Origin of the sequence: Microbacterium soli (assembly GCF_039539005.1) — a bacterium.
Classification (GTDB): Bacteria; Actinomycetota; Actinomycetes; order Actinomycetales; family Microbacteriaceae; genus Microbacterium; species Microbacterium soli.
In genome coordinates, this window is the sequence record NZ_BAABCP010000001.1 from 1120779 (window position 1) to 1146365 (window position 25587).

The 25587-nt window shown below is 68.5% G+C and carries 25 protein-coding genes; 9 read left to right on the plus strand and 16 right to left on the minus strand.

What is annotated here, in order from left to right; all coding sequences use genetic code 11:
- The first annotated feature begins 55 nt into the window (after positions 1 to 55).
- Positions 56 to 1075 carry a LacI family DNA-binding transcriptional regulator gene (locus tag ABD770_RS05170; protein WP_344818452.1) on the plus strand — a complete coding sequence of 340 codons (1020 nt, stop codon included), beginning with the start codon at positions 56 to 58 and terminating at the stop codon, positions 1073 to 1075.
- On the opposite strand, the gene ABD770_RS05175 is transcribed toward ABD770_RS05170, so the two are convergent.
- Positions 1068 to 2567: a glycoside hydrolase family 43 protein gene (locus ABD770_RS05175; protein WP_344818453.1), complete on the minus strand. Its 1500-nt coding sequence runs from the start codon at positions 2565 to 2567 to the stop codon at positions 1068 to 1070. The genes ABD770_RS05170 and ABD770_RS05175 overlap by 8 nt on opposite strands.
- Positions 2568 to 2699: 132 nt before the next feature.
- On the opposite strand from ABD770_RS05175, the gene ABD770_RS05180 reads away from it, so the two are divergent.
- Genes ABD770_RS05180 through ABD770_RS05190 form a run of 3 tightly spaced genes read left to right on the plus strand, consistent with a single transcriptional unit; the run spans position 2700 to position 5922 of the window.
- Complete coding sequence (locus tag ABD770_RS05180; protein WP_344818454.1) at positions 2700 to 4034, plus strand: ABC transporter substrate-binding protein; 1335 nt, start codon at positions 2700 to 2702, stop codon at positions 4032 to 4034.
- 53 nt (positions 4035 to 4087) lie between these two features.
- Complete coding sequence (locus tag ABD770_RS05185; RefSeq protein ID WP_344818455.1) at positions 4088 to 5020, plus strand: carbohydrate ABC transporter permease; 933 nt, start codon at positions 4088 to 4090, stop codon at positions 5018 to 5020.
- Entirely contained in the window at positions 5017 to 5922 is a 906-nt protein-coding gene (locus tag ABD770_RS05190; protein WP_344818456.1) for a carbohydrate ABC transporter permease, read from the plus strand. The genes ABD770_RS05185 and ABD770_RS05190 overlap by 4 nt, the downstream gene beginning before the upstream one ends.
- Before the next feature lie 37 nt (positions 5923 to 5959).
- Here the strand turns inward: ABD770_RS05190 and ABD770_RS05195 are convergent, their stop codons facing one another.
- The 3 genes from ABD770_RS05195 to ABD770_RS05205 all read right to left on the minus strand — a co-directional run bounded on the left by ABD770_RS05195 (position 5960) and on the right by ABD770_RS05205 (position 9104).
- Positions 5960 to 7630, minus strand: coding sequence for an ABC1 kinase family protein (locus ABD770_RS05195; RefSeq protein ID WP_344818457.1), 1671 nt, complete (start codon positions 7628 to 7630; stop codon positions 5960 to 5962).
- Between the two features lie 20 nt (positions 7631 to 7650).
- The gene (locus ABD770_RS05200) at positions 7651 to 8220 is read right to left on the minus strand and encodes a PadR family transcriptional regulator (RefSeq protein WP_344818458.1); all 570 of its coding nucleotides are present in this window, start codon (positions 8218 to 8220) and stop codon (positions 7651 to 7653) included.
- Between the two features lie 134 nt (positions 8221 to 8354).
- Positions 8355 to 9104 carry an IclR family transcriptional regulator gene (locus ABD770_RS05205; protein ID WP_344818459.1) on the minus strand — a complete coding sequence of 250 codons (750 nt, stop codon included), beginning with the start codon at positions 9102 to 9104 and terminating at the stop codon, positions 8355 to 8357.
- A gap of 82 nt (positions 9105 to 9186) precedes the next feature.
- On the opposite strand from ABD770_RS05205, the gene ABD770_RS05210 reads away from it, so the two are divergent.
- The gene (locus ABD770_RS05210; RefSeq protein ID WP_344818460.1) at positions 9187 to 9615 is read left to right on the plus strand and encodes a GlcG/HbpS family heme-binding protein; all 429 of its coding nucleotides are present in this window, start codon (positions 9187 to 9189) and stop codon (positions 9613 to 9615) included.
- Complete coding sequence (locus ABD770_RS05215; protein WP_344818461.1) at positions 9612 to 11804, plus strand: malate synthase G; 2193 nt, start codon at positions 9612 to 9614, stop codon at positions 11802 to 11804. Before ABD770_RS05210 ends, ABD770_RS05215 begins: the two co-directional genes overlap by 4 nt.
- Before the next feature lie 227 nt (positions 11805 to 12031).
- On the opposite strand, the gene panB is transcribed toward ABD770_RS05215, so the two are convergent.
- From panB to ABD770_RS05240, 5 genes are all read right to left on the minus strand, one after another.
- Positions 12032 to 12901: a 3-methyl-2-oxobutanoate hydroxymethyltransferase gene (gene panB / locus ABD770_RS05220; RefSeq protein WP_344818462.1), complete on the minus strand. Its 870-nt coding sequence runs from the start codon at positions 12899 to 12901 to the stop codon at positions 12032 to 12034.
- A complete protein-coding gene (panD, locus tag ABD770_RS05225) occupies positions 12898 to 13290 on the minus strand; it encodes an aspartate 1-decarboxylase (RefSeq protein WP_344818463.1) in 393 nt (130 codons plus the stop codon). Before panD ends, panB begins: the two co-directional genes overlap by 4 nt.
- Before the next feature lie 25 nt (positions 13291 to 13315).
- A complete protein-coding gene (panC, locus tag ABD770_RS05230) occupies positions 13316 to 14164 on the minus strand; it encodes a pantoate--beta-alanine ligase (protein WP_344818464.1) in 849 nt (282 codons plus the stop codon).
- Complete coding sequence (locus ABD770_RS05235) at positions 14161 to 14910, minus strand: DUF2520 domain-containing protein (protein WP_344818465.1); 750 nt, start codon at positions 14908 to 14910, stop codon at positions 14161 to 14163. Before ABD770_RS05235 ends, panC begins: the two co-directional genes overlap by 4 nt.
- A gap of 209 nt (positions 14911 to 15119) precedes the next feature.
- Positions 15120 to 15770, minus strand: coding sequence for an NAD(P)H-hydrate epimerase (locus ABD770_RS05240; RefSeq protein ID WP_344818466.1), 651 nt, complete (start codon positions 15768 to 15770; stop codon positions 15120 to 15122).
- A gap of 238 nt (positions 15771 to 16008) precedes the next feature.
- On the opposite strand from ABD770_RS05240, the gene ABD770_RS05245 reads away from it, so the two are divergent.
- A complete protein-coding gene (locus tag ABD770_RS05245) occupies positions 16009 to 16851 on the plus strand; it encodes a hypothetical protein (protein ID WP_344818467.1) in 843 nt (280 codons plus the stop codon).
- 113 nt (positions 16852 to 16964) lie between these two features.
- On the opposite strand, the gene ABD770_RS05250 is transcribed toward ABD770_RS05245, so the two are convergent.
- From ABD770_RS05250 to ABD770_RS05280, 7 genes are all read right to left on the minus strand, one after another.
- Complete coding sequence (locus ABD770_RS05250) at positions 16965 to 18146, minus strand: FAD-dependent oxidoreductase (protein ID WP_344818468.1); 1182 nt, start codon at positions 18144 to 18146, stop codon at positions 16965 to 16967.
- Between the two features lie 497 nt (positions 18147 to 18643).
- Complete coding sequence (locus ABD770_RS05255; RefSeq protein WP_344818469.1) at positions 18644 to 19294, minus strand: ScoMcrA-related endonuclease; 651 nt, start codon at positions 19292 to 19294, stop codon at positions 18644 to 18646.
- A gap of 152 nt (positions 19295 to 19446) precedes the next feature.
- The gene (locus ABD770_RS05260; RefSeq protein ID WP_344818470.1) at positions 19447 to 19974 is read right to left on the minus strand and encodes a helix-turn-helix domain-containing protein; all 528 of its coding nucleotides are present in this window, start codon (positions 19972 to 19974) and stop codon (positions 19447 to 19449) included.
- 48 nt (positions 19975 to 20022) lie between these two features.
- Positions 20023 to 20409 carry a P-loop NTPase family protein gene (locus ABD770_RS05265; RefSeq protein ID WP_344818471.1) on the minus strand — a complete coding sequence of 129 codons (387 nt, stop codon included), beginning with the start codon at positions 20407 to 20409 and terminating at the stop codon, positions 20023 to 20025.
- 223 nt (positions 20410 to 20632) lie between these two features.
- The gene (locus ABD770_RS05270; RefSeq protein ID WP_344818472.1) at positions 20633 to 21586 is read right to left on the minus strand and encodes a NaeI family type II restriction endonuclease; all 954 of its coding nucleotides are present in this window, start codon (positions 21584 to 21586) and stop codon (positions 20633 to 20635) included.
- Positions 21587 to 21591: 5 nt separating this feature from the next.
- Positions 21592 to 22851: a DNA cytosine methyltransferase gene (locus tag ABD770_RS05275; protein WP_344818473.1), complete on the minus strand. Its 1260-nt coding sequence runs from the start codon at positions 22849 to 22851 to the stop codon at positions 21592 to 21594.
- A 96-nt stretch (positions 22852 to 22947) separates the two neighbouring features.
- The gene (locus ABD770_RS05280) at positions 22948 to 23298 is read right to left on the minus strand and encodes a hypothetical protein (RefSeq protein WP_344818474.1); all 351 of its coding nucleotides are present in this window, start codon (positions 23296 to 23298) and stop codon (positions 22948 to 22950) included.
- Positions 23299 to 23360: 62 nt separating this feature from the next.
- Between ABD770_RS05280 and ABD770_RS05285 the strand changes: the two genes are divergently transcribed.
- Both ABD770_RS05285 and ABD770_RS05290 read left to right on the plus strand, forming a co-directional pair.
- Complete coding sequence (locus ABD770_RS05285) at positions 23361 to 23711, plus strand: nucleotide pyrophosphohydrolase (protein ID WP_344818475.1); 351 nt, start codon at positions 23361 to 23363, stop codon at positions 23709 to 23711.
- A 98-nt stretch (positions 23712 to 23809) separates the two neighbouring features.
- Entirely contained in the window at positions 23810 to 25570 is a 1761-nt protein-coding gene (locus ABD770_RS05290) for a GmrSD restriction endonuclease domain-containing protein (RefSeq protein ID WP_344818476.1), read from the plus strand.
- Positions 25571 to 25587 lie beyond the last annotated feature (17 nt).

A 25587-nucleotide genomic window follows, 5' to 3' on the forward strand; every position in this document is an offset into this window, starting at 1 on the left:
CCGGCTCTCGTGGGGTAACGTCATCGTTCGAAGGGTGGCAGACGATGGGGGCACGATGACGCGTGCGGGAGGACGACCGCCCAGCATGGTGGACGTGGCGAAGCGGGCCGGCGTCGCTCACGTCACCGTGAGCCGGGTCCTGAACGACCCGGATTCCGTGCGCCCCGCGACACGGGAGCGCGTGGAGCAGGCCATCGCCGAGCTCGGGTACCAGCGCAACGACATGGCACGGGCCCTCAAGAGGGGGCGCTCGGGAATGCTCGGCGTCATCATCGCGGGCGCCGAGCTCTTCGAGCTGCCCCGCGTGCTGCTGGGCGTCGAGGAGGCCGCGCATGCCGCGGGCTACTGGGTGTCGATGGCCAGCTGGCAGAGCGGCGGGCTCGAGCAGTTGAACGCCACGATCGACCGACTCGTGGGACAGGCCGCCGAGGGCATCGCCGTGATCGCGGATCGTTCGGTGGCCGCCCGTGCCCTCGAGCGCGTGGGGGCTCGCATCCCCCTCAGCGTCGTGATGTCCGGCGACGTCCCGAACCCCGCCATCGGTTCCGTCGAGCTGGATCAGGAACTGGGCGCGCGACTGGCGACCCGGCATCTGCTGGAGCTCGGGCATGCGCAGGTCGTGCACATCAGCGGGAGACTGGGAACGTTCGATGCGCAGGCCCGCGTGCGGGGCTGGACGGCTGAGATGCAGGCGTCCGGAACAGCGCTGCCCAGGATGCTGGAGGGCGACTTCACGGCCCGCAGCGGATACCGGGCGGGGATGGCGCTGGCATCCGAGCCGCAGCCGCCCACCGCGGTCTTCGCGGGCAACGACCAGATGGTCATCGGCCTGCTCGCGGCCTTCGCGGAGCAGGAACTGCGCGTGCCGCAGGACGTGTCCGTCGTGGGGTTCGACGACATGGCCGGCGCCGACTACTTCGTCCCCGCGCTCACCACCGTCCGGCAGGACTTCCGCCAGCTGGGCCGACGCTCGATCGAGGTGCTGCTCGAGCTCATCGGCGGCGCCGAGGCGCGGCACCACCTCATCGCCCCCTCCCTCGTCGTCCGGCGCAGCACGGCCGCCCCGCTCAGATGACCGGTGCCACCCGCGCGGCGGTGCGGCGGTACTCCACGTCGTCGAAGTGCACGGGGGCGCGACCCTCTGCTCCCCGGGCGAAGAGCCCGAGCACCACGCCGACGAATCCTCCGGCCGTCTCGGTGCTCAGGGCGGATGCCGGCACCTGCGCCAGCTCGATGAACCGGCCCTCCCGCATGCGCCCGAACCGGTAGCCGGCCTCATCGCCCTCGATCACCAGACGCAGCGGCTCACGGCCGTCGCCGCCCACGGGCTCGGCGGCCAGCACCCGCTCGACCCCGGCACTGCGCTGCGCGATCTCCAGCATCCGCGCTGATGCGCTCCCCGTCAGCCGCACGGCCACGTGGTGCTCGGGGTTCTGGAAGGCGACGATCCCGGTGTCGACGTCGGGGGCGGCGGTGGGATCGACGGTCACACCGAAGGCGAAGACGTGCCCGTCCTGACGCCGCCCCAGGAACGCCGGCGTCCCGGCATCCGCGAATCCCCGCGGATCGGGGGCGATCTCGACGTGCGCGCCGTCGACGACGGCGTCGACCGGACCGCGGATGCTGAGCCAGTCGTCGGCGTGCGGGCCGACGACGGCGGGATGCGAGGCCGTGAGCACTCCCGAGCCGTGGGCGAAGACGGGGCCGTCCGTCGTCCACTCGACGGGGACGAGGAAGCTCTCCCTGCCGAGGGTGTGGTGGCCGTCCGTGGGGCGCACGCCCAGCACGACCGCCCACGCGGCGCCGTCCGCATCGGTCACGAGGTCGGCGTGGCCGACGTTCTGCAGCGGCGCATCCGGCCGCAGATGGCGATGCGTGAGCAGCGGGCTGCGCGGATCGGTCCGGTACGGGCCTGTGATCGACGACGCTCGCGCCCCGGTCACGGCGTGGTTGCGCTCCGTCCCCCCTTCGGCGCCGATGAGGTAGTAGCCGGTCGCCCGGCGGTAGATGTGCGGTGCCTCGAGCCACTGACCGGTCAGTGCGCCGTGCCAGAGGATGTGCGTGGGGCCTGCGAGCCGAAGGCCGTCGATGTCGAACTCGCGCATCCAGATCTCCGCAGGACCGGTGGCGCCCGGGGCGGTGGCGTCCCGCGCGGCGGTGAACCAGGCCCGTCCGTCCTCGTCGAAGAACAGCGACGGGTCGATGCCGTCGGCATCCGGGATCGGCGCGATGCTCCACGAGCCGCCCGGATCGGTGGTCGTGCAGACGTAGGTGACGGATCCGCGGCGGCCGCGGGCGAGCGCGAAGACGACGTAGAAGACGCCGTCGTGCTCGCGGATGGTCGGCGCCCAGGCGCCGTCGGAGAGGTCGAGGTCACTCATGTCCGGCCAGGCATCGCCCTCCAGCACATGGCCGATGAGCTCCCACTCGCGCAGGTCGCGACTGCGATGGATCGGCAGTCCCGGATGGTACGCGAACGTCGAGGTGACGACGTAGAACGTGTCGCCGACACGGCAGATCGACGGGTCCGGGTGGAAGCCGGGAAGAAAGGGCTCGGGATTGGGCATCTGCGCTCCTGCTCGTAAAATCGCCCTCTGTCTCTTGACAAATGACAACGTTGCCAATAACTATAGAGCGATCACCCACCGCAGCAGAAGTCAGGCCGGAGCCTCCGCCTGGCGCATCGAAGGAGATGTCGGATGAACAGACACAGTGCAGGATCAGCGCGTGCTCGGCGCGTTCGCGGCGCCGCACTCGCGTGCGTCGCCGTGGGCGCCGTCGCCCTCGCCGGGTGTGCGAGTGGGACGAGCGATGCGGATGCCGGTGGTGATGTCACACTCGAGTTCTGGACCTGGTCGCTCAAGAGCGCCGACCCGGCCGCTCAGGCGATCATCCAGAAGTACGAGGACGAGAACCCCGGCGTCACCGTCAAGCTCTCCGAGGTCGGAGGCACTGCGGAGACCTCGTCCAAGATCCTCGCAGCGGATCGCGCCGGTGACACTCCCGACGTCATCCAGGTCGAGTACCGCGCCATCCCCTCGCTCGTCTCGGCCGGAGTGATCCGGGACATCACCGACGACGTCGCCGACGCGCGCGACGGCGTGGCGGAGAACATCTGGGCGCTCAGCAGCCTGAACGGACAGGTGTTCGGCGTGCCGCAGGACATCGGCCCGATGATGATGACGTATCGGGCGGATCTGTTCGAGAAGTACGGCGTCGAGCCACCGGAGACCTGGGCGGACTACGCCGAGGCCGCGGAGAAGATCCACGAGCAGGACCCGTCGGTGTACCTGGCGAGCTTCTCCGCGACGGAGTTCGAGTTCTTCGCCGCGCAGGCCGCACAGGCCGGCGCCCGGTGGTGGGACACGGACGGCGAGAGCTGGACGGTCGGCATCGACGATGCGACGTCGCTGGAGACGGCGGACTACTGGCAGGACCTCGTCGACCGCGACCTGCTCTCGGTCGAGCCACTGCTCACGCCCGAGTGGAACGCGAAGGTGAACGAGGGCAAGATCCTCAGCTGGACCGCCGCGGCCTGGGCGCCCAGCGTCATCTACTCCGTCGCGCCCGACACGGCGGGCTCCTGGGAGTCCATCCCCCTCCCGCAGTGGACCCCCGGCGACGCGTCCGTCCCGTTCCTCGGAGGGTCGGCGTACCTCATCCCCGAGAAGTCCGCGCATGCGGAGGAGGCCGCGAAGTTCGCCGCCTGGCTCGGGGCGTCCGACGAGGGCTCGAAGCTCCTGCTGACCCTCGACCTGTACCCCGGCGGGACCGCGGGCCGCGACGCGACGCTGTCCAACAAGCCGCCCGCGCTCATGCCGCAGCAGACCGACTTCTGGACGGTGGCCGATGAGATCGTGGAGAACACGACCATCCCGATCATCTGGGGGCCCAACGTGAACGTGGCCACGAGCGCTCTGGGAGACGCCCTCAACGAGGCCGCTCTGAACGGCGACTCCTTCCGAGACGTCTTCACGACGACGAACAAGACGGTCCGGGACGACCTGGCCAAGGCCGGCTACACCGTCGAATGACGCGGAGCGGGGCCCGGGCTGCGACGGCCCGGGCCCCGCGGAGGGAGAGACCGATGAGTTCACACGCCGTGCCGGTGCGACGCCGGCGCATCCGCGGCCGCGCGGCGACGCCCTGGCTGTTCGCCGGCCCCGCGGTCATCCTGTTCGTCCTGTTCCTGCTGGTGCCGATCGGTTATGCGATCTTCCTCAGCTTCCGAGGGTCACGGCTGGAGGGCGGCGGCGCCTACGGGCGGCGCGTGGAGGGATTCATCGGTCTCGACAACTACGCCGAGGCGCTGACCGACGCCGAGTTCCTCTCCGGGTTCGGCCGCGTCCTCATCTACGGCTCCATCTCCATCCCCCTCGTGCTCGGCATGGCACTGCTGTTCGCGCTGCTGCTGGACACGCCGCGCGCACGCGCCACGCGCTTCTCGCGCACCACGATCTTCCTCCCCTACGCCGTCCCCGGTGTGATCGCCAGCCTGCTGTGGGGGTTCCTCTACCTGCCCAGCACGAGTCCCATCAGCTACATCGCCCGCGAGCTCGGCGGGTCGGCCCTCCCGTTCTTCGACTACCCCACCCTGTACTTCTCCCTGGCGAACATCGCGCTGTGGTCCGGCGTCGGGTTCAACATGATCATCATCTACACGTCGCTGCGGTCGATCCCCGCGGAGATCTACGAGGCCGCACGACTGGACGGCGCGAGCGAGCGGACCATCGCCCTGCGCATCAAGATCCCCCTCGTGACCCCCGCCATCGTGCTGACCGGACTGTTCTCGGTGATCGGCACCCTGCAGTTCTACAGCGAGCCGCAGACGCTGCGGCCGCTGGCCAACACGATCTCCAGTACCTGGGTCCCTCTGATGTGGATCTACCAGGAGGCGTTCGCCAACGACAACCTCGGCGGCGCGGCCGCGGCATCCGTCTTCCTCGCCGTCGGGACCCTCCTGCTGTCCCTGCTCATCCTGCGCTTCTTCCAGCGCCGCACGTTCGGAGATGCGGAATGACCCTCACCCTCCCCGCCCGGCAGACGTCCCCCGCCCCGACGCACCCCACGGCGACGAGGCGCCCCAGCCGCCGCAGGCGCATCTCCCCCCTCGCCACCGGCGTGCTGCTCGTCGGCGCCGTGTACTGCCTGGTGCCCGTCGTCTGGGTGCTCATGGCCGCGTCGAAGTCACCGCGCGAGCTGTTCACCACGTTCTCCTTCCTCCCCGGAAGCGGATTCCTCGACAACCTCGCATCGCTGGCCACCTACGGCGGCGGCGTGTTCTGGCAGTGGGCGCTCAACAGCGTCCTGTACGCCGGCGTCGGCGCGGTGCTGTCCACGCTCGTGTCCGCGATGGCCGGGTACGCGCTGGCGAAGTTCGCGTTCCGCGGCCGTGAGCTGCTGTTCGCGGCCATCCTCGCGGGCGTGCTCGTGCCGGGCATCGTCCTGGCCGTGCCGCAATACCTGCTGCTGGCGCAGATCGGCCTGGCCGGCACCTACTGGTCGGTGCTCCTGCCCTCGATCATCAACCCGTTCGGGATCTTCCTGTGCCGCGTCTTCGCCCAGGCCGCCGTGCCCAGCGACACCATGGAGGCGGCGCGCATCGACGGCGCCGGCGAGGTCAGGATCTTCACGACCATCGTGCTGCCGATGATGATCCAGGGCCTGGTGACGGTGTTCCTCCTGCAGTTCGTGGGCATCTGGAACAACTTCCTCCTGCCGTTCATCATGCTCTCCGACCAGGACTACTACCCGCTGACGCTGGGGCTGTACACTTTCCTGTCCCGCGGTGCCGGCGACTCCGACCTGTACCCGCTCGTGATCATGGGCTCGGCCGTGTCGGTGGTGCCGCTGATCCTGCTGGTCATGGGGCTGCAGCGGTTCTGGCGGGCCGACCTGCTGGCCGGCGGCCTGAAGGGCTGAGCCGGCGCGCGGCGGTGACGAGGGTGCGGGCCGCCGGTCACCGCCGCCCGAACACGGCGTGCAGCAGCGGGATCGCCGAGGCGCACATGAGCACGATCCCCAGCGGCGGGACGGATGCCAGCAGCAGGACGCCCCCGACCAGCATCCCGGAGAACAGCACGGCCGAGACGACGCGGTACGCGACGCGGATGATCCGGTCGAGCCTGCCCTCCAGCCCGGAGACGTCGAACGCGAGGGTGCCGGCGTCGAGCCGGTCCAGGGCGTCGTCGACGCGAGCCGGCAGCCGCCACAGTGCACCGGCGTTCGACAGCGTCTGCGCGCCGAGGTCGCGGAGCAGGCCGCCGGTCTGATCGCGCAGCAGTCGGTCGGCGTACGGCTCGACGGGCACCCAGATGTTGAAGGTCTCGTCCAGTGCGCTGCACAGGCCTGAGGTCAGCGACACGGCGCGGATGAGCAGCAGCATCTGCTCGGGGAACTGCACGGGCAGCGACCGTACGGTCCGGCCGAACTCGGCGCCGAAGTCCGCCAGTTCGCGCGGATCGACGTCGCGCAGCTCATGGATGCCCATACCGCCGAAGCGCGCGAACAGCACGCCCAGCGCCCGCTCCAGCTCGGCTGTGCGCGTCGTGGGCAGCAGCACGCCGATCTGCTTGGCGGCTTCGACGAGCCCATGACCGTCGCGCGAGGCGATGGCGATCACGAGGGTGCGCAGCCCCGCGCGGAGGTTGTCGGGGACCTCGGCCATCATCCCGAAGTCGACGAACGCGAGCCGCCACGCCGGGCCCGCCGGGTCGGCCAGCGGGGTGACGAAGATGTTCCCGGGATGCGGGTCGGCGTGCACGAAGGAGTGCGTGAACACCTGGTCCAGCATGACCCGGGCGAACAGCACGGCGACCTCTGCGGGGTCGATGCCGGCCGCGCGCAGCGCATCCGTGTCGTTGATCTTGATCGCCGTGACGTCCTCAAGGGTCAGCACGCGACGTGCGGTGCGCTCCCAGACCACCGCCGGGGCGGACACCTGTGGGTCGTCACGGAAGCACTCGGCGAACCGCTCGGCACCGGCCGCCTCGTGCAGATAGTCGATCTCCTCGCGGCTGGTCTGCGCGAACTCCTCGGCCAGCCCCGGCGCATCCATCCGGTCGCGCACGAGCCGGATGCGCTGCGCCCAGCGCGCCACGCGGCGCAGGGCGGCGAGGTCGGTCGCCACGATCGCGTCGATGCCGGGGCGCTGCACCTTCACGATGACGTGCTCCAGCCCGGTGTCGGCGGTGTCGGCCGCGGTGAGGACGGCGCGGTGCGCCTGCCCGAGCGACGCCGCCGCCACCGGGACGGGATCGAAGGAGGCGAAGGCGCGCTCCAGCGGCATCCCGAGCTCGGCCTCCGCGGCGGAGCGGATCTGCGCGAACGGGACGGCGGGCACCTCGTCCTGCAGGCCCGCCAGTTCGGTCGTGATCTCCGGCGGCAGCACGTCCAGTCGCGAGGAGAGGAACTGCCCGACCTTGATCATCAGGCCGCCGAGCCCGACGGCGAGGTCGCGGAAGCGGCGCACGAGGCGCAGCATCCGTCTGTCCCGGCCGCGATCGGCGACGGATGCCAGGCCCAGTCGCGGCAGCACGAGCTCGAACCACCACAGCTGCACGAACGCGCGGGCGGCGAACGCCAGGATGCGGCGATAGCGGGCGCGGTGCGTTCCGACGGCGTCCGCCATGCGAGCCCCTTCCGTCGGAGTCACCCCTCGGCGAGGATGGCGTACAGCCTACGCCGTGCGTCTTCGAGGACGGCGACGGCCTCCTGCACCTGCTCCGGCGACCCGGTGCGGGCCACCTGGGCTGCCGCGGCCGCGAGCTCCATGCCCGCCTTGGGGAGGGCGGTGTGCACGCCCGCCGAGCGCCGGCCGGCGGACTCCCACGGCGCGGGCTTCTCGGCCGCCTCCTCGGATGCCGCGACTCCGGCGTCCGTGAGCGAGTACGTCTTGCGGCCGCCCTGCTCCTCCGCCGTGATGAGGCCCTCGTCGGCGAGCTGCTGCAGCGTCGGATACACCGACCCGGCGCTGGGCCGCCACGCGCCACCGGAGCGATCGGCGATCTCGGTGATGATCTGATAGCCGTGCATGGGCCGCTCGGCCAGCAGGCTGAGGACGGCGGAGCGCACGTCGCCGCGGGCCATCCGCGACCCGCTGACCCGCTGCTCGAGGCCTGCCCGCAGCTGCTCCATCGCCTCCCAGACGCCGGCGAGCGGGTTGCCCGAGCCGCCGCCGGTTCCGAAACCGAATCCGCCGGAGGGGAATGATCCGTCCATGATGACCTCCTGATCGCTGAACGACGGTTAACGATATGTCGTTGAATATCGCTGAGACAAGAGATTCCGGGCTCCGGATGCTGTGAATCCGCCCCACGACGACCTGGACGACGGAATGCCGACGCGGTACGCCGTCAGCCCGCCAGTCGTGCGAGCTCGGCCGCGGCATCCGTCAGCGCCCGCACCACCTCGGGCACCCGGGCGTCCGTGATCCTCGCCGCGGGGCCCGACACCGACAGCGCCGCAGGCCTGCCCAGCCCCGGCACCGCCACGGCGATGCAGCGCACGCCGACCTCCTGCTCGCTGTCGTCGGCGGCGAATCCCCGTGCGCGCGAGCGGCGCAGGTCGGCGAGGAACGCCTCCTCGTCCACGAGCGTCTGCGGGGTGAAGCGCGGCAGACCCGTGCGCTGGATGAGGGCGCGCACCTGCGGCTCGGGCATGGTGGAGAGCATGGCCTTGCCGACGCCGGTGGAGTGCGGCAGCACGCGACGGCCGACCTCGGTGAACATCCGCATCCGCTGCCGGGATGCCACCTGACCCGCGTACAGCACGAGATCCCCGTCGAGCACGGCGAGGTTCGCCGTCTCCCGGAACGCCTCCTCCAGGTCGGTGAGCAGGGGCATCGCGGCATCCGCGATCTCCGGCACCGCGTGCCTGCCCAGCCCGATCAGCCCCGCGCCGAGCGCGTAGCGGCGGTCCTCGAGCTGCCGTACGTAGCCGAGCTCCTGCATGGTGTTCAGCAGCCGATGCGCGGTGGGGACGGCGAGACCGGTGTCGGACGCCAGGGAAGCCAGCGCCCCCTCGCCGCCGGACGCGGCGAGCGCCTCCAGCAGCGCGAAGGCGCGGGCGACGGACTGCACGGTTCCTGGGGACGAGGCGACCATGACTTTCATCATACGGAATCACGGCTCCGAAATCATGCGTCTTCTCTAGCCTGGATGCGTATCCATCCACGAGGGGAATGACATGAACACCCGACAGATCACCGCGATCTCCTACAGCACGGCCGCACGCGCCGTTCAGCTCGCCATCGAGGTGGGCGAGAAGGCCGGCGTCCGCGTCGTCGCGGCTGTCGCCGACCCGTCGATGACGCTCATCGCCTACGGCATGTCCGACGGCGCGACACCGCACAGCGCCGAGACCAGCCGCCGCAAGGCCGCCACCGCCGCATCCACACGCCGCCGCACCGCACTCATGCCGGATGCCGTCGCGATCTCCCTGCCGCTGGGCACCGGCGGGCTGCTCACGAACATCGACGGCGGATTCCCGCTCTTCTTCGACGACGAGCATGTCGGCGGCCTCGGCGTCGCGGGCGGCACACCCGCCCAGGACGCCGAGATCGCCCTCGAGACGCTGCGCCTGCTGGGCGCCCGCACGGAAGGAGCCGGGCTGTGACCACCACGACCACCGAGACCGCCTACCTGGATCGCGCCGACCTGAAGGTCGCCCGCGAGATCGTCGGCTTCGCGGAGACGTCCCTGACGGATGCCGGGCTCGACGCCGACGCGTTCTGGGCGGGCGTGTCCGCCATCGTGCACGACCTCGGCCCGCGGAACGCGGAACTGCTGCGCACTCGCGACGAGCTGCAGGCCCGCATCGACGACTACCACCGCGCCCACCCGGGCCGCCCCGAGCCGGCGGCGTACAAGGCGTTCCTGACCGAGATCGGCTATCTGGTCCCCGAGCCCGCACCGTTCGCCGTCACGACCGAGAACGTCGACCCCGAGATCGCGACGATGGCGGGCCCGCAGCTGGTCGTCCCGCTGCTGAACGCCCGCTTCACCCTCAACGCGGCGAACGCCCGCTGGGGCTCGCTGTACGACGCGCTGTACGGCACGGACGCCATCGACCGGACCGGCGAGCTCGCCCCCGGTGGCGGCTACAACGCGGTCCGCGGCAGCGAGGTCATCGCCCGCGGCCGGGCTCTGCTGGATGAGGTCGCCCCGCTCGACGCCGGCTCGCACACGGATGCCGCCGCCTACCGGGTCGATGCCGAGGGTCTCGCGGTGGAGACCGCTGCGGGCATCCGTCGACTGGCCGATCCGGCCGCGTTCGTCGGGCATGCGGGCGACGCCGCCGCGCCGTCCGCGATCCTGCTGCGCCACCACGGGCTGCACGTCGAGATCGCCATCGACCGCGAGGGGGCGATCGGCGCCACGGATGCCGCGGGCGTGCAGGACATCGTGCTGGAGTCGGCGATCACCACCATCGTCGACCTGGAGGATTCGGTCGCGGCGGTGGATGCCGAGGACAAGGCGCTCGGCTACGCCAACTGGCGCGGTCTCATGGACGGCACGCTCACCGAGGAGGTCAGCAAGGGCGGGCGCACCTTCACCCGTCGCCTGGCCGCCGACCGCACCTACACGGGTCGCGACGGCGCGGAGTTCACGCTGCCGGGCCGCTCGGTGCTGTTCATCCGCAACGTCGGCCACCTCATGCGCACGGATGCCGTGCTCGACCGCGATGGCGGGGAGGTGTTCGAGGGCATCCTGGACGCCATCATGACCGCCCTCGGCGCGCTGCCGGAGCTGACCGGGCCGAACCGCGGCGCCAACAGCCGCACGGGTTCGATGTACATCGTCAAGCCGAAGATGCACGGTCCCGCCGAGGCAGCGTTCACGGCCGAGCTGTTCGGCCGGGTCGAGCAGCTGCTGGGGCTGCCCGCGCGCACGCTGAAGGTCGGGATCATGGACGAGGAGCGCCGCACCTCGGCGAACCTCGCCGCCGGGATCGCCGCGGCCTCCGACCGCGTCGTGTTCATCAACACGGGGTTCCTCGATCGCACCGGCGACGAGATCCACACCTCGCTGCATGCCGGCCCCTTCCTGCCCAAGGCCGCCATCAAGGCGCAGCCGTTCATGCAGAGCTACGAGGATCGCAACGTCGCGGTGGGTCTTTCGGCGGGCCTGGACGGGCGCGCGCAGATCGGCAAGGGCATGTGGGCCATGCCCGACCTCATGCACGACATGCTCGAGCAGAAGATCGGGCACGTGCGCTCCGGGGCATCCACCGCCTGGGTGCCGTCGCCGACCGCCGCCACCCTGCACGCGCTGCACTACCACCAGGTGGACCCCTTCGCCGTGCGCCCGACGCTGCCGCCCTATGATCCGGCATCGCTGGATGTGCTGCTGCAGCCGCCGCTCGCGGCCGACGGGGAACTGACGGCGGAGGTCGTGGCGACCGAGCTCGACAACAACGTGCAGTCGATCCTGGGGTATGTCGTGCGCTGGATCGACCAGGGTGTCGGATGCTCGAAGGTGCCCGACATCCACGGCATCGCCCTCATGGAGGATCGCGCGACGCTGCGCATCTCCAGCCAGCTGCTGGCGAACTGGCTGCTGCACGGCGTGATCACCGAAGCCGAGGTGGATGCCGCGCTGCAGCGCCTCGCGCCGGTGGTCGACGAGCAGAACGCCGGGGATGCCGCGTACGAGCCGCTCGCGTTCGCGCCGGGTGCCGAACCGGGCGTCGCCTACACGGCCGCGCGGCGCCTGATCCTGGAGGGGGCGGCCCAGCCCAGCGGCTACACCGAGCCGATCCTGCACGCCCTGCGCCGCGAGAAGAAGGCGCGCGCCCGCGCCTGACCCCCCCCTTCTCTCCCCCTCCCACCCTGTTCCCTCCCACCCCGTTCCCTCCCACCCCGTTCCCTCCCACCCCGAGCCACCAGGCAAGCGTCGAGCCACCACGCGATGTGCTGTCATCAGCGTGGTGGCTCGCGGCTCGGATGGTGGCTCGGCGGGGCGCAAGCGCGCGGGCGAGGGGGGAAGAGGGGCGAGCGGGGGGGAAGAGGGGCGAGCGGGGGGGAAGAGGGTCAGGGGCGCGCGGTGAGGAGCTCCTGCAGGCGCTCGTGCTCCCCGGGGGCCATCGGGTAGGCGTGCTCGGCGGCGGGGTAGGCTCTCGCGCGCACCTCGCGCGCGTACTCCGCGACTCCGGCCAGCGATGCGCCGCGCACGTCGGCGTACCGCTTGACGAACTTCGCGGCGGGCCCGTCGTAGATGCCCAGCAGGTCATGCCACACGAGCACCTGACCGTCGGCATCCGCCCCCGCTCCGATCCCGATCGTGGGGATCCGCAGTCGCCGCACGAGCTCCGCGGTGACCTCGGCCGGCACCGCCTCGATGACCAGCAGTGCGCACCCGGCGTCCTGCAGGGCGAGGGCGTCATCGATCACCCGCAGCGCGGCCTCGGCCGTGCGGCCCTGCGCGCGATACCCGCCGAGCGAGGTGGCGCTCTGCGGGGTGAGCCCGACGTGCCCGACCACGGGGATGCCCGCGGCGACGATGGCCCGCGCCCGCTGCACGGTCGTGCCGCCGCGCTCGATCTTCACCAGATCGCAGCCGGCCTCCTTCACGAAGCGCTGCGCCGTCGCGACCGCGAGCTCGTCGGATGCCTCGTAGGAGCCGAACGGCAGATCGCCGACCAGCAGCGGAGCCGACAGCCCGCGGCGCACGGCCGCGGTGAGCATGAGCATCTCCTCGATCGTGACCGGCACGGTCGAGGAATGGCCGAGCACGGTCATGGCGGCGGAGTCGCCGACGAGCACCATGTCGACGCCGGCGGCCTCGGCGATCTGCGCGCTGGGATGGTCGTACGCGGTGACCATGACGATGGGCTCGCCGGCCGCCTTCTTCGCGGCCAGGTCGCCCAGGGTGAGCGGGCGCGCCGCGCCCTGAGCGCTCATGCCGACGCCTCGGTGAGCAGCTGATCGACGGCGTCATCGACCTGGATGACGGAGTTCGACCGGTCGACGTGCACGACGACCGGCTCGTAGGTCTTGAGGTCCTTCGCCGAGTACTCGCCGTAGGAGATGATGATCACGGTGTCGCCCGCGTGCACGAGCCGGGCGGCGGCGCCGTTGACCTGGATGGTGCCGGTTCCCCGTTCGCCGGCGATGGTGTACGTCTCGAAGCGCGAGCCGTTGTCCACGTCGACGACGCTCACCTGCTCATGCTCGAGGATGTCGGCGGCGTCCAGCAGGTCAGCGTCGATGGTGATCGAGCCGACGTAGTGCAGGTCGCTGCCGGTGATCGTCGCGCGGTGGATCTTCGACTTCAGCATGGTGCGTCGCATCAGGAAAAGCCTCTCTCGACAGGGTTCAGGACGTGGTCAGGACGTGGTTGTCGATCAGTCGGGCGCCGCCCACGCGGGCGGCCACGGCCAGCAGCGCGTCGCCGTCGATGCGCGTGATCGGCCGCAGGTCATCGTTCGAGCGCAGCTCGAGATATTCGGGACGGATGCCGGCATCCGTCAGCACGCGCTGCGCGGCCGCGACGATCGTCGCCGCCTCGCGCTCCCCTTCCGCGTGCACGGCGGCGGCCGCGTCGAGGGCCCGGTTCAGCGCCGTGGCCCGCTGCCGCGCATCCGCGTCGAGGTAGACGTTGCGCGAACTCATCGCGAGACCGTCGGCCTCGCGCACGATGGGGAGCGCCTCTATGCGCACATCGAGGTTCAGGTCACGCACGACGCGGCGGATGACGAGCACCTGCTGGGCGTCCTTCTGCCCGAAGTAGGCGACGTCGGGCGCGACGATCCCGAACAGCTTGGTGACGACGGTGGCCACGCCGTCGAAGTGGAACGCGCCGCGCGCCGCACCGTCGAGCACCTCAGTGACGCCGGTGACGTGGATGCTCGTGGCGAAGCCGTCCGGGTACATCTCGGCGGGTGTCGGGGCGAACAGGATGTCGACGCCGACCTGCTCGGCGAGGGCGGCGTCGCGCGCCTCATCGCGGGGGTAGGCGTCGAGGTCCTCGGTGGGGCCGAACTGGGTGGGATTGACGAACAGCGAGACGACGACGAGGTCGTTGTCCGCGCGGGCGGCGCGCATGAGGGAGAGATGCCCATCGTGGAAGGCGCCCATGGTGGGGACGAGGCCGACCGTCCCACCGGAGGCGCGCGCGTCGCGCACGGCGGCGCGGACCTCGGCGATGGTGCGGAGGATCCTCATGCGCTCACCCGCTCGGGCCTGCGGGCGAGCGCGGCCGTGTCGGCGCAGAGGCGGTCGAACAGAGCGCTCAGCTCGGGGACGGTGGATGCGACGGCCTCGCGCTGACGACGCACGGTCTCCTCGTCGCCACGGGCGATCGGCCCGGTGAGGGCCGCGGCGGCGCCGGTGCGCACCCAGTTCTCCACGGTGCGGGTGACGAGCGGGGCCAGCAGTTCGCGGGTGCCTTCGGAGCGGATGCCGGCGGCGAGCGCCACGCGCTCCGCGGCGTCGAGGACGGTCAGCAGCAGGTTGGAGGAGAGGGAGGCGGCCGCGTGGTAGCCGGCGCGGTGGGCGTCGTCGACGGTGAACGGCCGGGCGCCGAGGGCCTCTGCGATCGTCCGCGCCGCGTGCACGGCATCCGGGGTGCGTCCGGCGACGGCCGCGCCGATGCCGCGGAGCACGTCGGGGGTCTCCGCGCCGGTGAAGGTCTGCAGCGGGTGCAGGCTGAAGTCGACGTCGTCGAGCGGCGTGGCGCCGGAGACGTGCCCGAGCAGCCTCGCGTGCGGGCGCGCGGCGCGGGCGGCTGTCGCGATCTCGGCATCCGGGACGCACAGCAGGACGATGTCGGATGCCGGGATGCCGTCTGTGCGGCCGAGCGGACCCCGCACCTCGAAGCCGGCGTGCCGGAGGGCGACCGCGAGCACGCGACCGAGCCGTCCGGCGCCGATGACGGCGACGGTCGTGGACGACTCGGAGGACGTGTTCATGACGGCTTGAGTATCCGCCCACCGGCGTGTCCGCGCAAAATCGTGGAGCATTGTGCGTGCTCGATACCGCATCAAGCTTGTTATTCAGATCATCTGAATTCAGATTCGCCTGTTTTTTTGATCTCGGCTGCTCACTGAGGTGCGACGTTCGGTGGCAGCTCGCCGCGCGCCGCCACTGCACCGTGGAACTCGCCCGACAGCTGGCCCCTTCAGCCTCTCCCGCGCACCTCGGCGACGGATGCCGTGCCGACGGGCTCCCCGAGCTGCAGGCCCAGTTCGACGAGCACGAGACGGCCGCACAGCCGCGGACCGTCTCCGGTGACGAGCCCCGCCTTGACGGCGCCGAACGTCACGGTGGTCGTGGCGGGCAGCACCACCGCATCCGCTGCTCCGGTGTCGGGGTCGAGGCCGCTCGGCAGGTCGACGGCGACCACGGGAGGAAGCACCGGCAGCAGCGCCGCGACGACATCCCTGGCGGTGCCGCGCAGGGAGCCCCGCGCGCCGATGCCGAGGATGCCGTCGACGACGAGGTCGTAGGCGGACGGGTCGATGCGGTCGGACGGGAGGGTTCGCGCACCGGCATCCGTCGCCGCCGCGAGCGCCTCCTCGTGCACCCGGTCCGAGGTGCGCAGGATGTCGGTGCGGATGCCGCTGCCTGCCAGTGTCGAGGCGGCGAACAGGGCGTCGCCCCCGTTGTCGCCCGCACCGGCGAGCACGAGCATCCGGGTCGGCGGATGCTCGGCGATCACCTCCGCGAGCGCAGCCGCAGCACGTCGCATGAGGGGCACGCCGGCGGCGAGCAGGGGCGCCTCGGCTGCGCGCACCTGTGCCGCGGAGTACGTCGGCGCGGTGAAGGACATGAAGTCACGCTACGCGATGCGCGGCCGGCCCGTGCTTCATGACGGACTGCGTCATCGATGTCGGACCTCGCCCCTAGACTGGCTTCCAGCCGGTCCTCGCGGACCACGGAGCATCTCCCCTGAACCCCGATCTTCCCGTCCTTCACAGGGCGGTGTTCGGCGTGCGCGCGAACCGGCTCCCCGTGGCATCCGCCGTGGGGCCCAACGGTGCGCGAGCACCTCATAGAAGGGGATCACCATGTCCGTACCCAACCCACCTGCCGCCTCCCCCGCGCCGCAGCTGCCGCCGGTCCCTCCGGCCGGCGCACCGCAGGCCCCGAAGAAGAACGTCCTGGCGCTGATCGCGATGATCATCGCCATCGTGGGGTTCATCTTCGCGTGCATTCCCGGCGCACTCGTCGTCGGCTGGGTGCTGCTGCCGATCGCCTTCGTGCTCAGCATCATCTCGCTGTTCCTGAAGGGCAGCCGCAAGTGGATGGGCGTCGTCGGGCTCATCGTGGCCGTGGTCGGGACGATCATCGGCTTCATCGTCTTCTTCGCCGTGGTCGCGACGTCGTTCAATGATGCGTTCAGCAGCGGGGAGACGACCGTTTCGCAGCCCCTCGACGAGGGGACGGATGCCGCGGAGTCCGATGACACCGCGGCCGAGTCATCGGATTCCGCCGCCGAGGGCACGCGGGAGAACCCGTATCCGCTGGCGTCTCAGATCAGCAACGACGACTGGACCGTCGTGATCAGCAGCGTCAACGCCGACGGCGATTCCGTGGTGGCCGACGCCAACCAGTTCAACGACGCGGCTCCGGAGGGTTCGCACTACGAGATCGTGACCTACACGGTCACCTACACCGGAGACGACAAGGGTCTCGCCGCCGAGGTTCAGCTCGACGCCGTCACCAGTGCCGGCAACGTCGTGAGCAGCTTCGACCACACCGTCATGCTCTCCGACTCCTTCGGCCTCGACGAGCTCTACAACGGCGCTTCCGCAACGGGTTCGCAGGCGTTCGCCGTTCCCGACGGCGACGCCGTACTGTACCGCGTGACGCCCGGGATGTTCGCCGATGAGGTGTTCGTCAAGCCGTAAGGCGCTCTCGGTCCGAGCCGGCTCGCCGGCCCGGCGAGTCGGAGAGACCGGCGGCGGCGTTCCGATGCCTCGGAGTGCCGCCGCACGGTTCCGAGGCTGACGGCCGGCCTCGGCTACAGCGACTCGGGCCGGGCGCCGAGGCCGACGAAGCGCGCGGTGACGCGGGTGAGCCGCGGGTGGTCGCGCAGCATCCGCAGGGCGAACGGCAGGGGTGCGTCCTGCTCGCGCTCGGCGATCAGCGGCCCCTGCATGCGGTGCTGGACGAACTGGGTGACGCGGGTGGGCCACATCCGCCGGCGCTGCACGCGATGCAGATCGGCGGGAGTCGGGGTGCCCTCGCGCAGCGCGGAGCCGAGGATGCGCGCCGTGGCGACGGCGTCCTGAATCGCCAGATTGATGCCGACGCCGCCCGCCGGCGACATGGCATGCGCGGAGTCGCCGATGCACAGCATCCCGTCGACGTACCAGCGGCGCAGCCGCTCGAGGCGCACCCGCAGCAAGTGCACATCGTCGAGGGTGATCGCGGCGACGGCATCCGCCATGCTCGGCGCGACCCGACCGACCCGCTGCTTGGTGGCGTCGAGGTCGGCATCCGTGCCGTGCCAGGTGCCGGCGGGGATGACGTGCGCGACCTGGAAGAAGTCTCCGCGATCGATCGCGATGACGAGCCCGGAGCCGGCCTGGATGAACGGCTGGCGCTCGCCCGCGGCCTTGGGGATGCGGAACCACAGCACGTCCATCGCGGACGCCATGCCCATCGGCGCGAGTCCCGCCGCGGCGCGGACGTCGGAGTCGCGACCGGAGGCGTCGACGACGAGCCGGGCGCGGATGGAGACCTCCCCGTCGGGTCCGTCCCCGGTAACGCCCACGACACGGCCGCCGTCGTGGATCAGGCCCGTCGCGCGCGTGGAGCGCAGCAGGGTGAACTCCGGATGCCGGGCCGCGGCGTTCGCGATCAGGTCGAGGAAGTCCCACTGCGGCATGAAGGTCATGACCTTGCGGCGGGTGGGCAGACGGGTGAAGTCCGCCAGCGTCAGCTCGGTGCCGTACCAGCTGAAGGTGACGCGCTGCATGTCGTCGTGACGGCGGGCGAGGAAGGCGTCGAGCAGGCCGAACTCGGCGAGAAGGTCCTGTGTGGAGGGGTGGATGGTGTCGCCCCGGAAGTCGCGCAGGAAGTCAGCGTGCTTCTCCATGACGACGGCACGGATGCCGCGGCGCACGAGCGCGAGCGCCAGGACGAGTCCGGCGGGCCCGCCGCCGACGATCGCGCAATCCACGTGGAGCTCGGTGCTCATGGTTCCACAATCCTCCACTCCGCGCGTGCGCGGGGGATGAAGTGACGCCCGGGCTGCTCGCCGACGAGGTGGTCGTCAAGCCGTGAGGCGCGCTTCGCGCTGAAGAACAGAGCGGATGCCGGCGGCAGAGGCTCCTACGCGAGGGAGGAGCCCCCGCCGTTCGGCGCATGCGGAGTGGTTCTATTCGTCGAGCGTGCGTCCGTTCCAGCGGCGCTTCCGCCCGATCTGACGGTTCACGCGCCAGGGTGAACGACGGGCCTTGCCCTGTCCACGCCACTGGTGGGGCTTACAGAGAGCGCAGCCGCGGTGCCGACGATGAGGTGAGTGTGCCATGTGCACGTCCTTCCCGGAACATCTCCCGCCCGGGCGGGCGGGATGGGAACCGGAGCGACATGGCCATGGGGTGAGTGTAGTTCGTACCGGGGACGCTCAGGTGAGTTTCTCGAACACCATCGTCACTTGAATGCGGTCGCCACCGCAGCGGGTGGAAGCATCCCTCAGCAGTAGTCGCAGGTTCCGCTGGCGGGCAGCTGCATGCCGCAGTCCGGGTTCGGGCAGGTGGCTCGTTCAGCATCCGTCCGACTCCGCTGTCTCGACGCGCCGCCACCGCGGACCCGGTTGTACGGCAGGGTGACCTCGTCGAGCGTCCCGTCGTCCTTGCGGTAGGAGATGAAGCCGACGTGCGCCCAAGCGCTCGGCCGTTCGGCTCCGCGCTCGATCATCGCGATGTAGGTGCGCGAGGGCGTGGTGTAGAACCTCTCGAAGTCACGCTCCATTGCGAAGGCGCGCACGCGCGTCCTGTTCTCGACCGGATGCCGGAAATCGTCGAGCGCTGCATCGAGCGAATCGAAATAGGTGCGTGCCGAGTCCATGCCCTCGATCGTGTAGCCGAGTTCGCTGAGGCGGCCGGCCGCAGCATCCTTCCCTCCGCTGAACTCGTCGCTGCCGAGCGGCGTGCCGTGCTGGATGCCGTACGCGACGCCGAAGATCGCCTTGGAGTCGTAGCACCCGTCTTCGGTGATCAGGAAGTAGGTGGATGCCTCACGGAAGCCGTACTTGTGGAGGAATGCCGCGCGGCCGACGCGATCGCATTCGTCGATGGCCGCGTCGACGGCGGATCTGTCGGTGAGTGCGGTGTAGGAGACCATGATCGGATGCTATCGGGAGGGGCCGACATATGGTCGGGCGGGACCGCGCTCAGTAGAGCCGAGCGCGAGCGGCACGCTCTCTGCAGGTTCAAGGATGAAGTCGTTGAGCAGCGCCCCGTATAGGACGTTCGCGTCGAAGAAGGCCGGAAATCTCACTCAGCGTCCAGCTCCGTCACACGCTTCACCTCGCGCGGGTCACCAACTCGGATCTTCGATTCGACGCTGGTGCGATGAAGTTCCCGCAACGCTGCTCGACGCTCAGCGAGGAACTTCGTCTGGTACGCAACCAGATCTTCCAGTTGCACTCGACGGTGACGTCCCGGCATCGTGTACGGAATGTCGTCGGCTTCCAGCAGGCGAACGAGCGTCGGACGGCTGACGCCTAGAAAGTCGGCAGCCTGCTGTGTCGTCATCGTCGCGCCCTGCGGAATGATCGTGATGCCTTCGCCGGCCGCGAGCGTATTCGTCACCTGATCGAGGATGCGGAAGATCTCGTCAGGGATAGGACGCGCGTTGCCATCCGGGTCGACGAGCGCCGCTCTGGAAGCCCCCTGCGATAGATACGCCTCAAGCTCACGCATGAGTTCGGCGAAGTCGAGCAATTCCTCGCGCGAAGTCGCTTCCGGGAGATAGGTCTGTGCCTTGCGCGCACCGCCGGGTATTTCAGTGGAGGTGCTCATGACACCAATACTAACGCTGAAACGAAAAAAACGAACGCGATCGGCTCCTCAGTTCGACACCACCACGCACCGGTACCTCGCCCGCGTCAGCCCCACGTACAGCAGGTCGAACCAGTCGAGTCCCTTGCCGCGCACGAAGGTCATCGCCTCATCGCCGATGTCCGTGAGGATCACGGCCTCGGCATCCAGACCCTTGTACTTGAAGATCGAGCCCCACCGCACTCGCCCCGGCGGGGCCTTCGGCAGCGGAGCCGGCGGCAGCGGAGCCGGCGGCTGGGGCACGGGCTGGGGTGAGGCCTGCGGGACCGCCCGCTCCACAGTGACCGGCGCAGCACCGGCATCCACCCGTCCGATACCCGCGGGCTGCTCATCCGCCTGCACGCGCAGCCGGTCACGCAGCCAGCGCTCTTCTTTGCTGAAGTGCTCCGCCGCCAACAGCCTGCCGACGAGAGAATGCCGCTCACCGAAACGGCTGAGGATGACGATGTCGTGCGCCTGGTGATTCTCGAGCAGACCACGCAGCGCCTCGGCGCATCAGCTGGCTTACTACGCGGGGTTTCCGGTGAGGCGAAGCACAGAGGACGGAGAGGAGTCGTTTCCCGCTTCAGGAGCGTTCTTCCAAGCGTGAAGCTCGCTCACTCACCTACCTCATGGAGCACTATTTGAACGGGACGATCGGGGCTTCGTTGATACGGTCGCCTGCGGTCGCGACTCGCCAGCGTTGTCCGTCAAGTTCAGCAACGAATGGATCGTCCATCGAGGCCTGCGCAAGCCGAATGCTCATCACCTCACCCGCCTGCGGAACTTCGACGCCCAGTTGAGCCGCGACGTTCCGGTGCTTGTCATAGTCACCGCCAAGGATTATGTAGCCCTCGCCTCTGAGGGCTGTGCGAGCGCCGCCATTCGCGCGCACCCTCTTCATGAAGTCATCCTGCTGGGCCACCGTAGCGATTGTGTTCCGACCGATGCGTTCACCTGTCACGCGTCGGAGTAACTCGTTCACTCTCTTCTGTCCCGAACGCGGAGCAAAGATGGCCGCGAGTGTTTCCTCATCGCATTGAAGCAGGACATTGGGTGGCAGGTCGCCTGGACGCTCAAGCCACCTCACTGCGTCACGCCCGACTGGATTCAGCTGCACCTTAGCATCGCGGTTTGCGGCCGTACGGCAATGTTCGGGGGAAGCTCTAACGACCCCAAAGGCAAACTCGGACGTTGCGTCGTTGACGTAGCCGACAACGAGCAAGTGTCCGATCGCTTCCGGTGGAATCATCCACCCATTCATCCGCTGCGAGAACTTGCAATCGACGTCGATACCGGTGATCTTGTAGTCGAGCTTCTCGCCTTCATCAATCACATCATCAAATTCACGACGCAAGTTGATCTCGAAAAGCGTCCCGAAATGCGTTCGTTCCGTCTTGTGTAGTTGGGCCCATGAGTAGCGCCCAGTCCGCTGCCCGTCATACAACTGGTCGAGGGTTCTGCGCATGAGCCGACCGATTCTCGATCCGTCGGGGTCCGCGAAGCGAAGCGCCTCGAATACTCCGATCAGTTCATGATCGGTTTCGCCCTCAAGGGGATCCGGTCGCCATCCCTGCATCAAGTCCGCGGCCATCACGGTCAGCTGATCCGGTTCCGCGCCCGAGCCACCACCTCGTGCCGCCAGTGGTCTCTCTGCCCAGTAAAACCTCTGAAGTCTCCCAGGATGTAACGCTCAACACCGTCGTCGTCAACGCGAAGAAGTTCAAAGTCTCGGCCGATCGCGGCCAGACGCTGCTGGACAGCGGCGGTACTCCCAGCGTTGTATGCGGCGACTAGCTCTTCCAGACTGAGCGGCTTCTGGCTACGCGCGAGAGCCCTGTATACGGGATCATGGAGACTCATCGCGACTACTGGTTCGGAACGGATCTCACCATCGTGGTGCAGGGCGGAGCTGATGCTCAACCCGATCGCACGCGCGACAGGAGGCGGGAACGCGTTGCCAATCTGTCGATACTGCGATGTCTTCCGACCGGAGAATACGTAAGCGTCTTCCGCCTTCCACCCTTGAATCCGAGCAGCCATTTCGATCGTTAGCCGCGGTGCCAACGTTCTGAAGGAAGGCGACTTGCGGTTCGGGGCGGCGTCGGCAATCCCTTTGCCGTCGACGGCAAGTTTCGCCCAGCCAGCCTTTGCCCGCGTGGGGCCGAGATCAGCGCCACCATGCTTCTTACTGCCGCCAACCAGTGTCGGCCCGATGTCCGCTGCATAATCGCGCCAGGCGTCCGCGTACCGCCACCCGTCCGCCGCCATCAGGTCGTGAAGGGCGGCACCTACCGTGGTGCGGGGCTCAGCGTTCTCTTCTGGCCAGTGGAAGTAGCGCATATCGTCAGCCGACATCGCTACGAGCACGAAGCGCGGTCGAAGCTGTGGGACTCCGAAATCTGAGGCGTGAAGAAGCCTCCACTCTCCGACATAGCCGATCTCATCAAGCCGATCGAGAACCCTTTGTCGATACGCGGAGAACCGTGGTGAGGACAATCCGCGCACGTTCTCGAGCATTACCGCCCTCGGACGCATGATCGCAACCTGCTCAATTGCCCAGGCAAACAAGTCCCGCTCATCAGAAGTCCCGAGCTGTTTCCCGGCAGCGGAGAAGGGTGGGCATGGCACTCCTCCCGCAAAGAGGTCCACACCCGCGTAGTCCTCAACCTTCCAGAGATTTGAATCGGCCACGTCGCCGACAAGCACCGGCACCTCGAGATTCGTTCGAAGTGTCTGCGCCGCAGTCTCATCGATCTCAACGGCTAGTTCATGCTTGAACCCAGCCTTGTGTAGGCCGAGAGACTGCCCACCGGCGCCCGCGCACACCTCAACAACTCGTAGTGCTTGATCCGTCACACTGCCATCGTATGCGGGGGTTCCGACGTTGCGGAGTCAGCTCACCGATGTCCTGCTGTAGACCAAACCTGCGTTGACCGCAGTCCTGCAGCAAGTTCACTCCACCAGATGCTGAACCCGCGCTCGGAGCGCCCTCGCCTTTGCTCGCATCTCCTGCGGATTACGGAGGAACTTGTCCACGAAGGCCCGCTCGCGCTCTGCCGCCCTAAGTCCCCCTGAGACTTCGTCGTTAGCACCTCGCAGATTTCCCATCTTCAAAGAGATCGAGTTCACAGACCGGAACGACTCATCAAAGACATCCACCCGGGGAAAGTTGGCCGCACGGAGCAATCGTGAAAGCTCAATGTACTCCGGCGTCTTGGCGTTTCCTCCATACCACCCACGTCGATCTAGCAGCTCGATCGCGAGAGTCAGTTCTTCGTCCGTCCACGCGGGTTGGTGTGCCACGGCACGAGCATATCGAGGAACCGCCGCTCGCTACCGCCTGGCTGCCTGCTACCGTGCATCTCATGCCCTCCCCCGCAACGCTGCAGGCCCTCCGCACCTTCGTCGCCGAGCGGGAGTGGGATCAGTTCCACACGCCGGAGAACCTCGCGAAGTCGATCTCGGTAGAGGCGGCGGAGTTGCTCGAGCTCTACCAGTGGGGCGGGCAGCCCGACCAGGAGCGGGTCGAGGAGGAGCTCGCCGACGTGCTCACCTACTGCATCCACCTGGCCAACCGGATCGGCGTCGACATCGACGAGATCATCCTCAGCAAACTCGAGAAGACACGGGCGAAGTACCCGGTCGAACTCGCGCGGGGCCGGATGCTCAAGTACACCGAGTTGGCGAAGGAAGTCCGAGCACAGCACGAGGAGTGACTTCGCACCGAGCCCCGCGGGTCGCTGTCCGCCCCACACGATAGCGTGGGCTCGAAGAGAGGACTCCTGTGCCGAAGTATCGTGTGACCCAGTCTGCCGTGACCCAGCTGCTCGAGGATGTTCGCAGGGAGAGCATCGCGATTCCAGAACTGCAGCGGCCGTTCGTCTGGGACACGATCAAGGTCCGCGACCTTATGGACTCGCTGTACCACGGCTACCCAGTCGGATACCTCATCACCTGGCAGTCGGTAGGAGCACATCTGAAGGGTGGTCAGGTTGCCGCCCACCAGCAGATACTCATCGACGGGCAGCAGCGCATCACGGCGCTGCGCGCTGCTGTCGCAGGCCTCGAGGTGATCAACAAGCGGTACCAGAAGAAGCGCATCAAGATCGCGTTCAACCCGCTCACGGAAGAGTTCGCCACCCTCACGCCGGTGATCAGAAAGAACCCGGAGTGGATCCATGACATCAGCGAGCTGTTCAATGCTCCCTCAACATTCGGTTTTGTCAGGGGCTACCTCGAATCGAATCCCGACATCGACCATGCGAAGGCCGAAACCACCATCGGAAACCTCGAAGCCATCAAGAACGCCCAGATCGGCATCATCGCCCTCGACGATGAGCTCGACGTCGAGACGGTTTCCGAGATCTTCATCCGCATCAACTCGAAGGGTGTCCCGCTCAGCAGCGCCGACTTCGCGATGAGCAAGATCGCCACCTACGGCGACCGCGGCCGGAACATCCGCAAACTCATCGACTACTTCTGTCATCTCGCTGTAGCCCCGCATGCGTACTCCGACATCCACGACAACGATGACGAGTTCGCCGCATCCCCCTACCTTTCGTCGATCTCCTGGCTGAAGGACGACAGCGAAGACCTCTATGACCCGGCGTACAGCGACGTCATCCGTGTCGCCGGTCTCGTCGGATTCAGCCGCGGAAAAGCCTCCTCCATCGTCAGCGAACTCTCCGGCCGCGACCCCGAGACTCGTAAGGTCGATGAGGCGCGGATACCGGTGGCGTACGACAAACTCGAAGACGCGCTGCTGCAGATCGTCAAGAAGTACAACTTCGAGAACTTCATCATGACCATCAAGTCCGCCGGGTTCATCACCGCTGGGATGATCGGATCGAAGAACGCCCTCAACTTTGCGTACGCCCTGTACCTCCGCCTCCGCACAGACGGTTCGCTGTCGGAAGGCGAGCGTAAACGCATCGTCCGCCGCTGGTTCGTCATGTCGATGCTCACCGGTCGGCACTCCGGCAGTTTCGAGTCCAACTGGGAACAGGACATTCGTCGGATCGCCCAGCAGGGCGCCGCAAACTACCTGAAGCAGGTCGAAGATTCCGAGCTCACCGATGGCTTCTGGGAGGTGGCGCTTCCGAACGCTCTCGAGACCACCAGCACGGCGAGCCCGTTCTTCCAGACCTTCCTGGCGTCCCAAGTCGCCAGCCTCGCAAGAGGATTCCTCTCGAAGAGCATCACCGTCGCGGCCATGCATCAGCAGTCCGGCGATATCCATCACATCGTCCCCAAGGACTACCTGCAGAAGAACGGATATCCCGATCGCGGCGACTACAACCAGGTTGCGAATTTCGCTCTGACGGAGACGCCTATCAACATCGCCATCAGCAACCGTCCCCCCAGCGCGTACATGGCAAGTGTGAACGAGCAGATCGCCTCCGGCCAGCTCACACTGGGTGAGATCACGGATGTCGATGACCTCCGGCGCAACCTCGAGGAGAACGCGCTTCCGGCAAGTCTCGGGCTCGTGTCCGCGGCGTCGTACCCGCAGTTCCTCACCGAACGCAGAAGTCTCATGGCCGCCGCGATCCGCCGCTACTACGAAGGCTTGTAACGACCATCGGATCCTGT

Excerpts from the sequence above, each read along its gene's own strand:
- ABD770_RS05170 (WP_344818452.1), top strand. The coding sequence starts at position 56 with ATGACGCGTGCGGGAGGACGACCGCCCAGCATGGTGGACGTGGCGAAG.
- ABD770_RS05175 (WP_344818453.1), bottom strand. The coding sequence starts at position 2,567 with ATGCCCAATCCCGAGCCCTTTCTTCCCGGCTTCCACCCGGACCCGTCG.
- ABD770_RS05180 (WP_344818454.1), top strand. The coding sequence starts at position 2,700 with ATGAACAGACACAGTGCAGGATCAGCGCGTGCTCGGCGCGTTCGCGGC.
- ABD770_RS05185 (WP_344818455.1), top strand. The coding sequence starts at position 4,088 with ATGAGTTCACACGCCGTGCCGGTGCGACGCCGGCGCATCCGCGGCCGC.
- ABD770_RS05190 (WP_344818456.1), top strand. The coding sequence starts at position 5,017 with ATGACCCTCACCCTCCCCGCCCGGCAGACGTCCCCCGCCCCGACGCAC.
- ABD770_RS05195 (WP_344818457.1), bottom strand. The coding sequence starts at position 7,630 with ATGGCGGACGCCGTCGGAACGCACCGCGCCCGCTATCGCCGCATCCTG.
- ABD770_RS05200 (WP_344818458.1), bottom strand. The coding sequence starts at position 8,220 with ATGGACGGATCATTCCCCTCCGGCGGATTCGGTTTCGGAACCGGCGGC.
- ABD770_RS05205 (WP_344818459.1), bottom strand. The coding sequence starts at position 9,104 with ATGGTCGCCTCGTCCCCAGGAACCGTGCAGTCCGTCGCCCGCGCCTTC.
- ABD770_RS05210 (WP_344818460.1), top strand. The coding sequence starts at position 9,187 with ATGAACACCCGACAGATCACCGCGATCTCCTACAGCACGGCCGCACGC.
- panB (WP_344818462.1), bottom strand. The coding sequence starts at position 12,901 with ATGAGCGCTCAGGGCGCGGCGCGCCCGCTCACCCTGGGCGACCTGGCC.
- panD (WP_344818463.1), bottom strand. The coding sequence starts at position 13,290 with ATGCGACGCACCATGCTGAAGTCGAAGATCCACCGCGCGACGATCACC.
- panC (WP_344818464.1), bottom strand. The coding sequence starts at position 14,164 with ATGAGGATCCTCCGCACCATCGCCGAGGTCCGCGCCGCCGTGCGCGAC.
- ABD770_RS05235 (WP_344818465.1), bottom strand. The coding sequence starts at position 14,910 with ATGAACACGTCCTCCGAGTCGTCCACGACCGTCGCCGTCATCGGCGCC.
- ABD770_RS05240 (WP_344818466.1), bottom strand. The coding sequence starts at position 15,770 with ATGTCCTTCACCGCGCCGACGTACTCCGCGGCACAGGTGCGCGCAGCC.
- ABD770_RS05245 (WP_344818467.1), top strand. The coding sequence starts at position 16,009 with ATGTCCGTACCCAACCCACCTGCCGCCTCCCCCGCGCCGCAGCTGCCG.
- ABD770_RS05250 (WP_344818468.1), bottom strand. The coding sequence starts at position 18,146 with ATGAGCACCGAGCTCCACGTGGATTGCGCGATCGTCGGCGGCGGGCCC.
- ABD770_RS05255 (WP_344818469.1), bottom strand. The coding sequence starts at position 19,294 with ATGGTCTCCTACACCGCACTCACCGACAGATCCGCCGTCGACGCGGCC.
- ABD770_RS05260 (WP_344818470.1), bottom strand. The coding sequence starts at position 19,974 with ATGAGCACCTCCACTGAAATACCCGGCGGTGCGCGCAAGGCACAGACC.
- ABD770_RS05270 (WP_344818472.1), bottom strand. The coding sequence starts at position 21,586 with ATGGCCGCGGACTTGATGCAGGGATGGCGACCGGATCCCCTTGAGGGC.
- ABD770_RS05285 (WP_344818475.1), top strand. The coding sequence starts at position 23,361 with ATGCCCTCCCCCGCAACGCTGCAGGCCCTCCGCACCTTCGTCGCCGAG.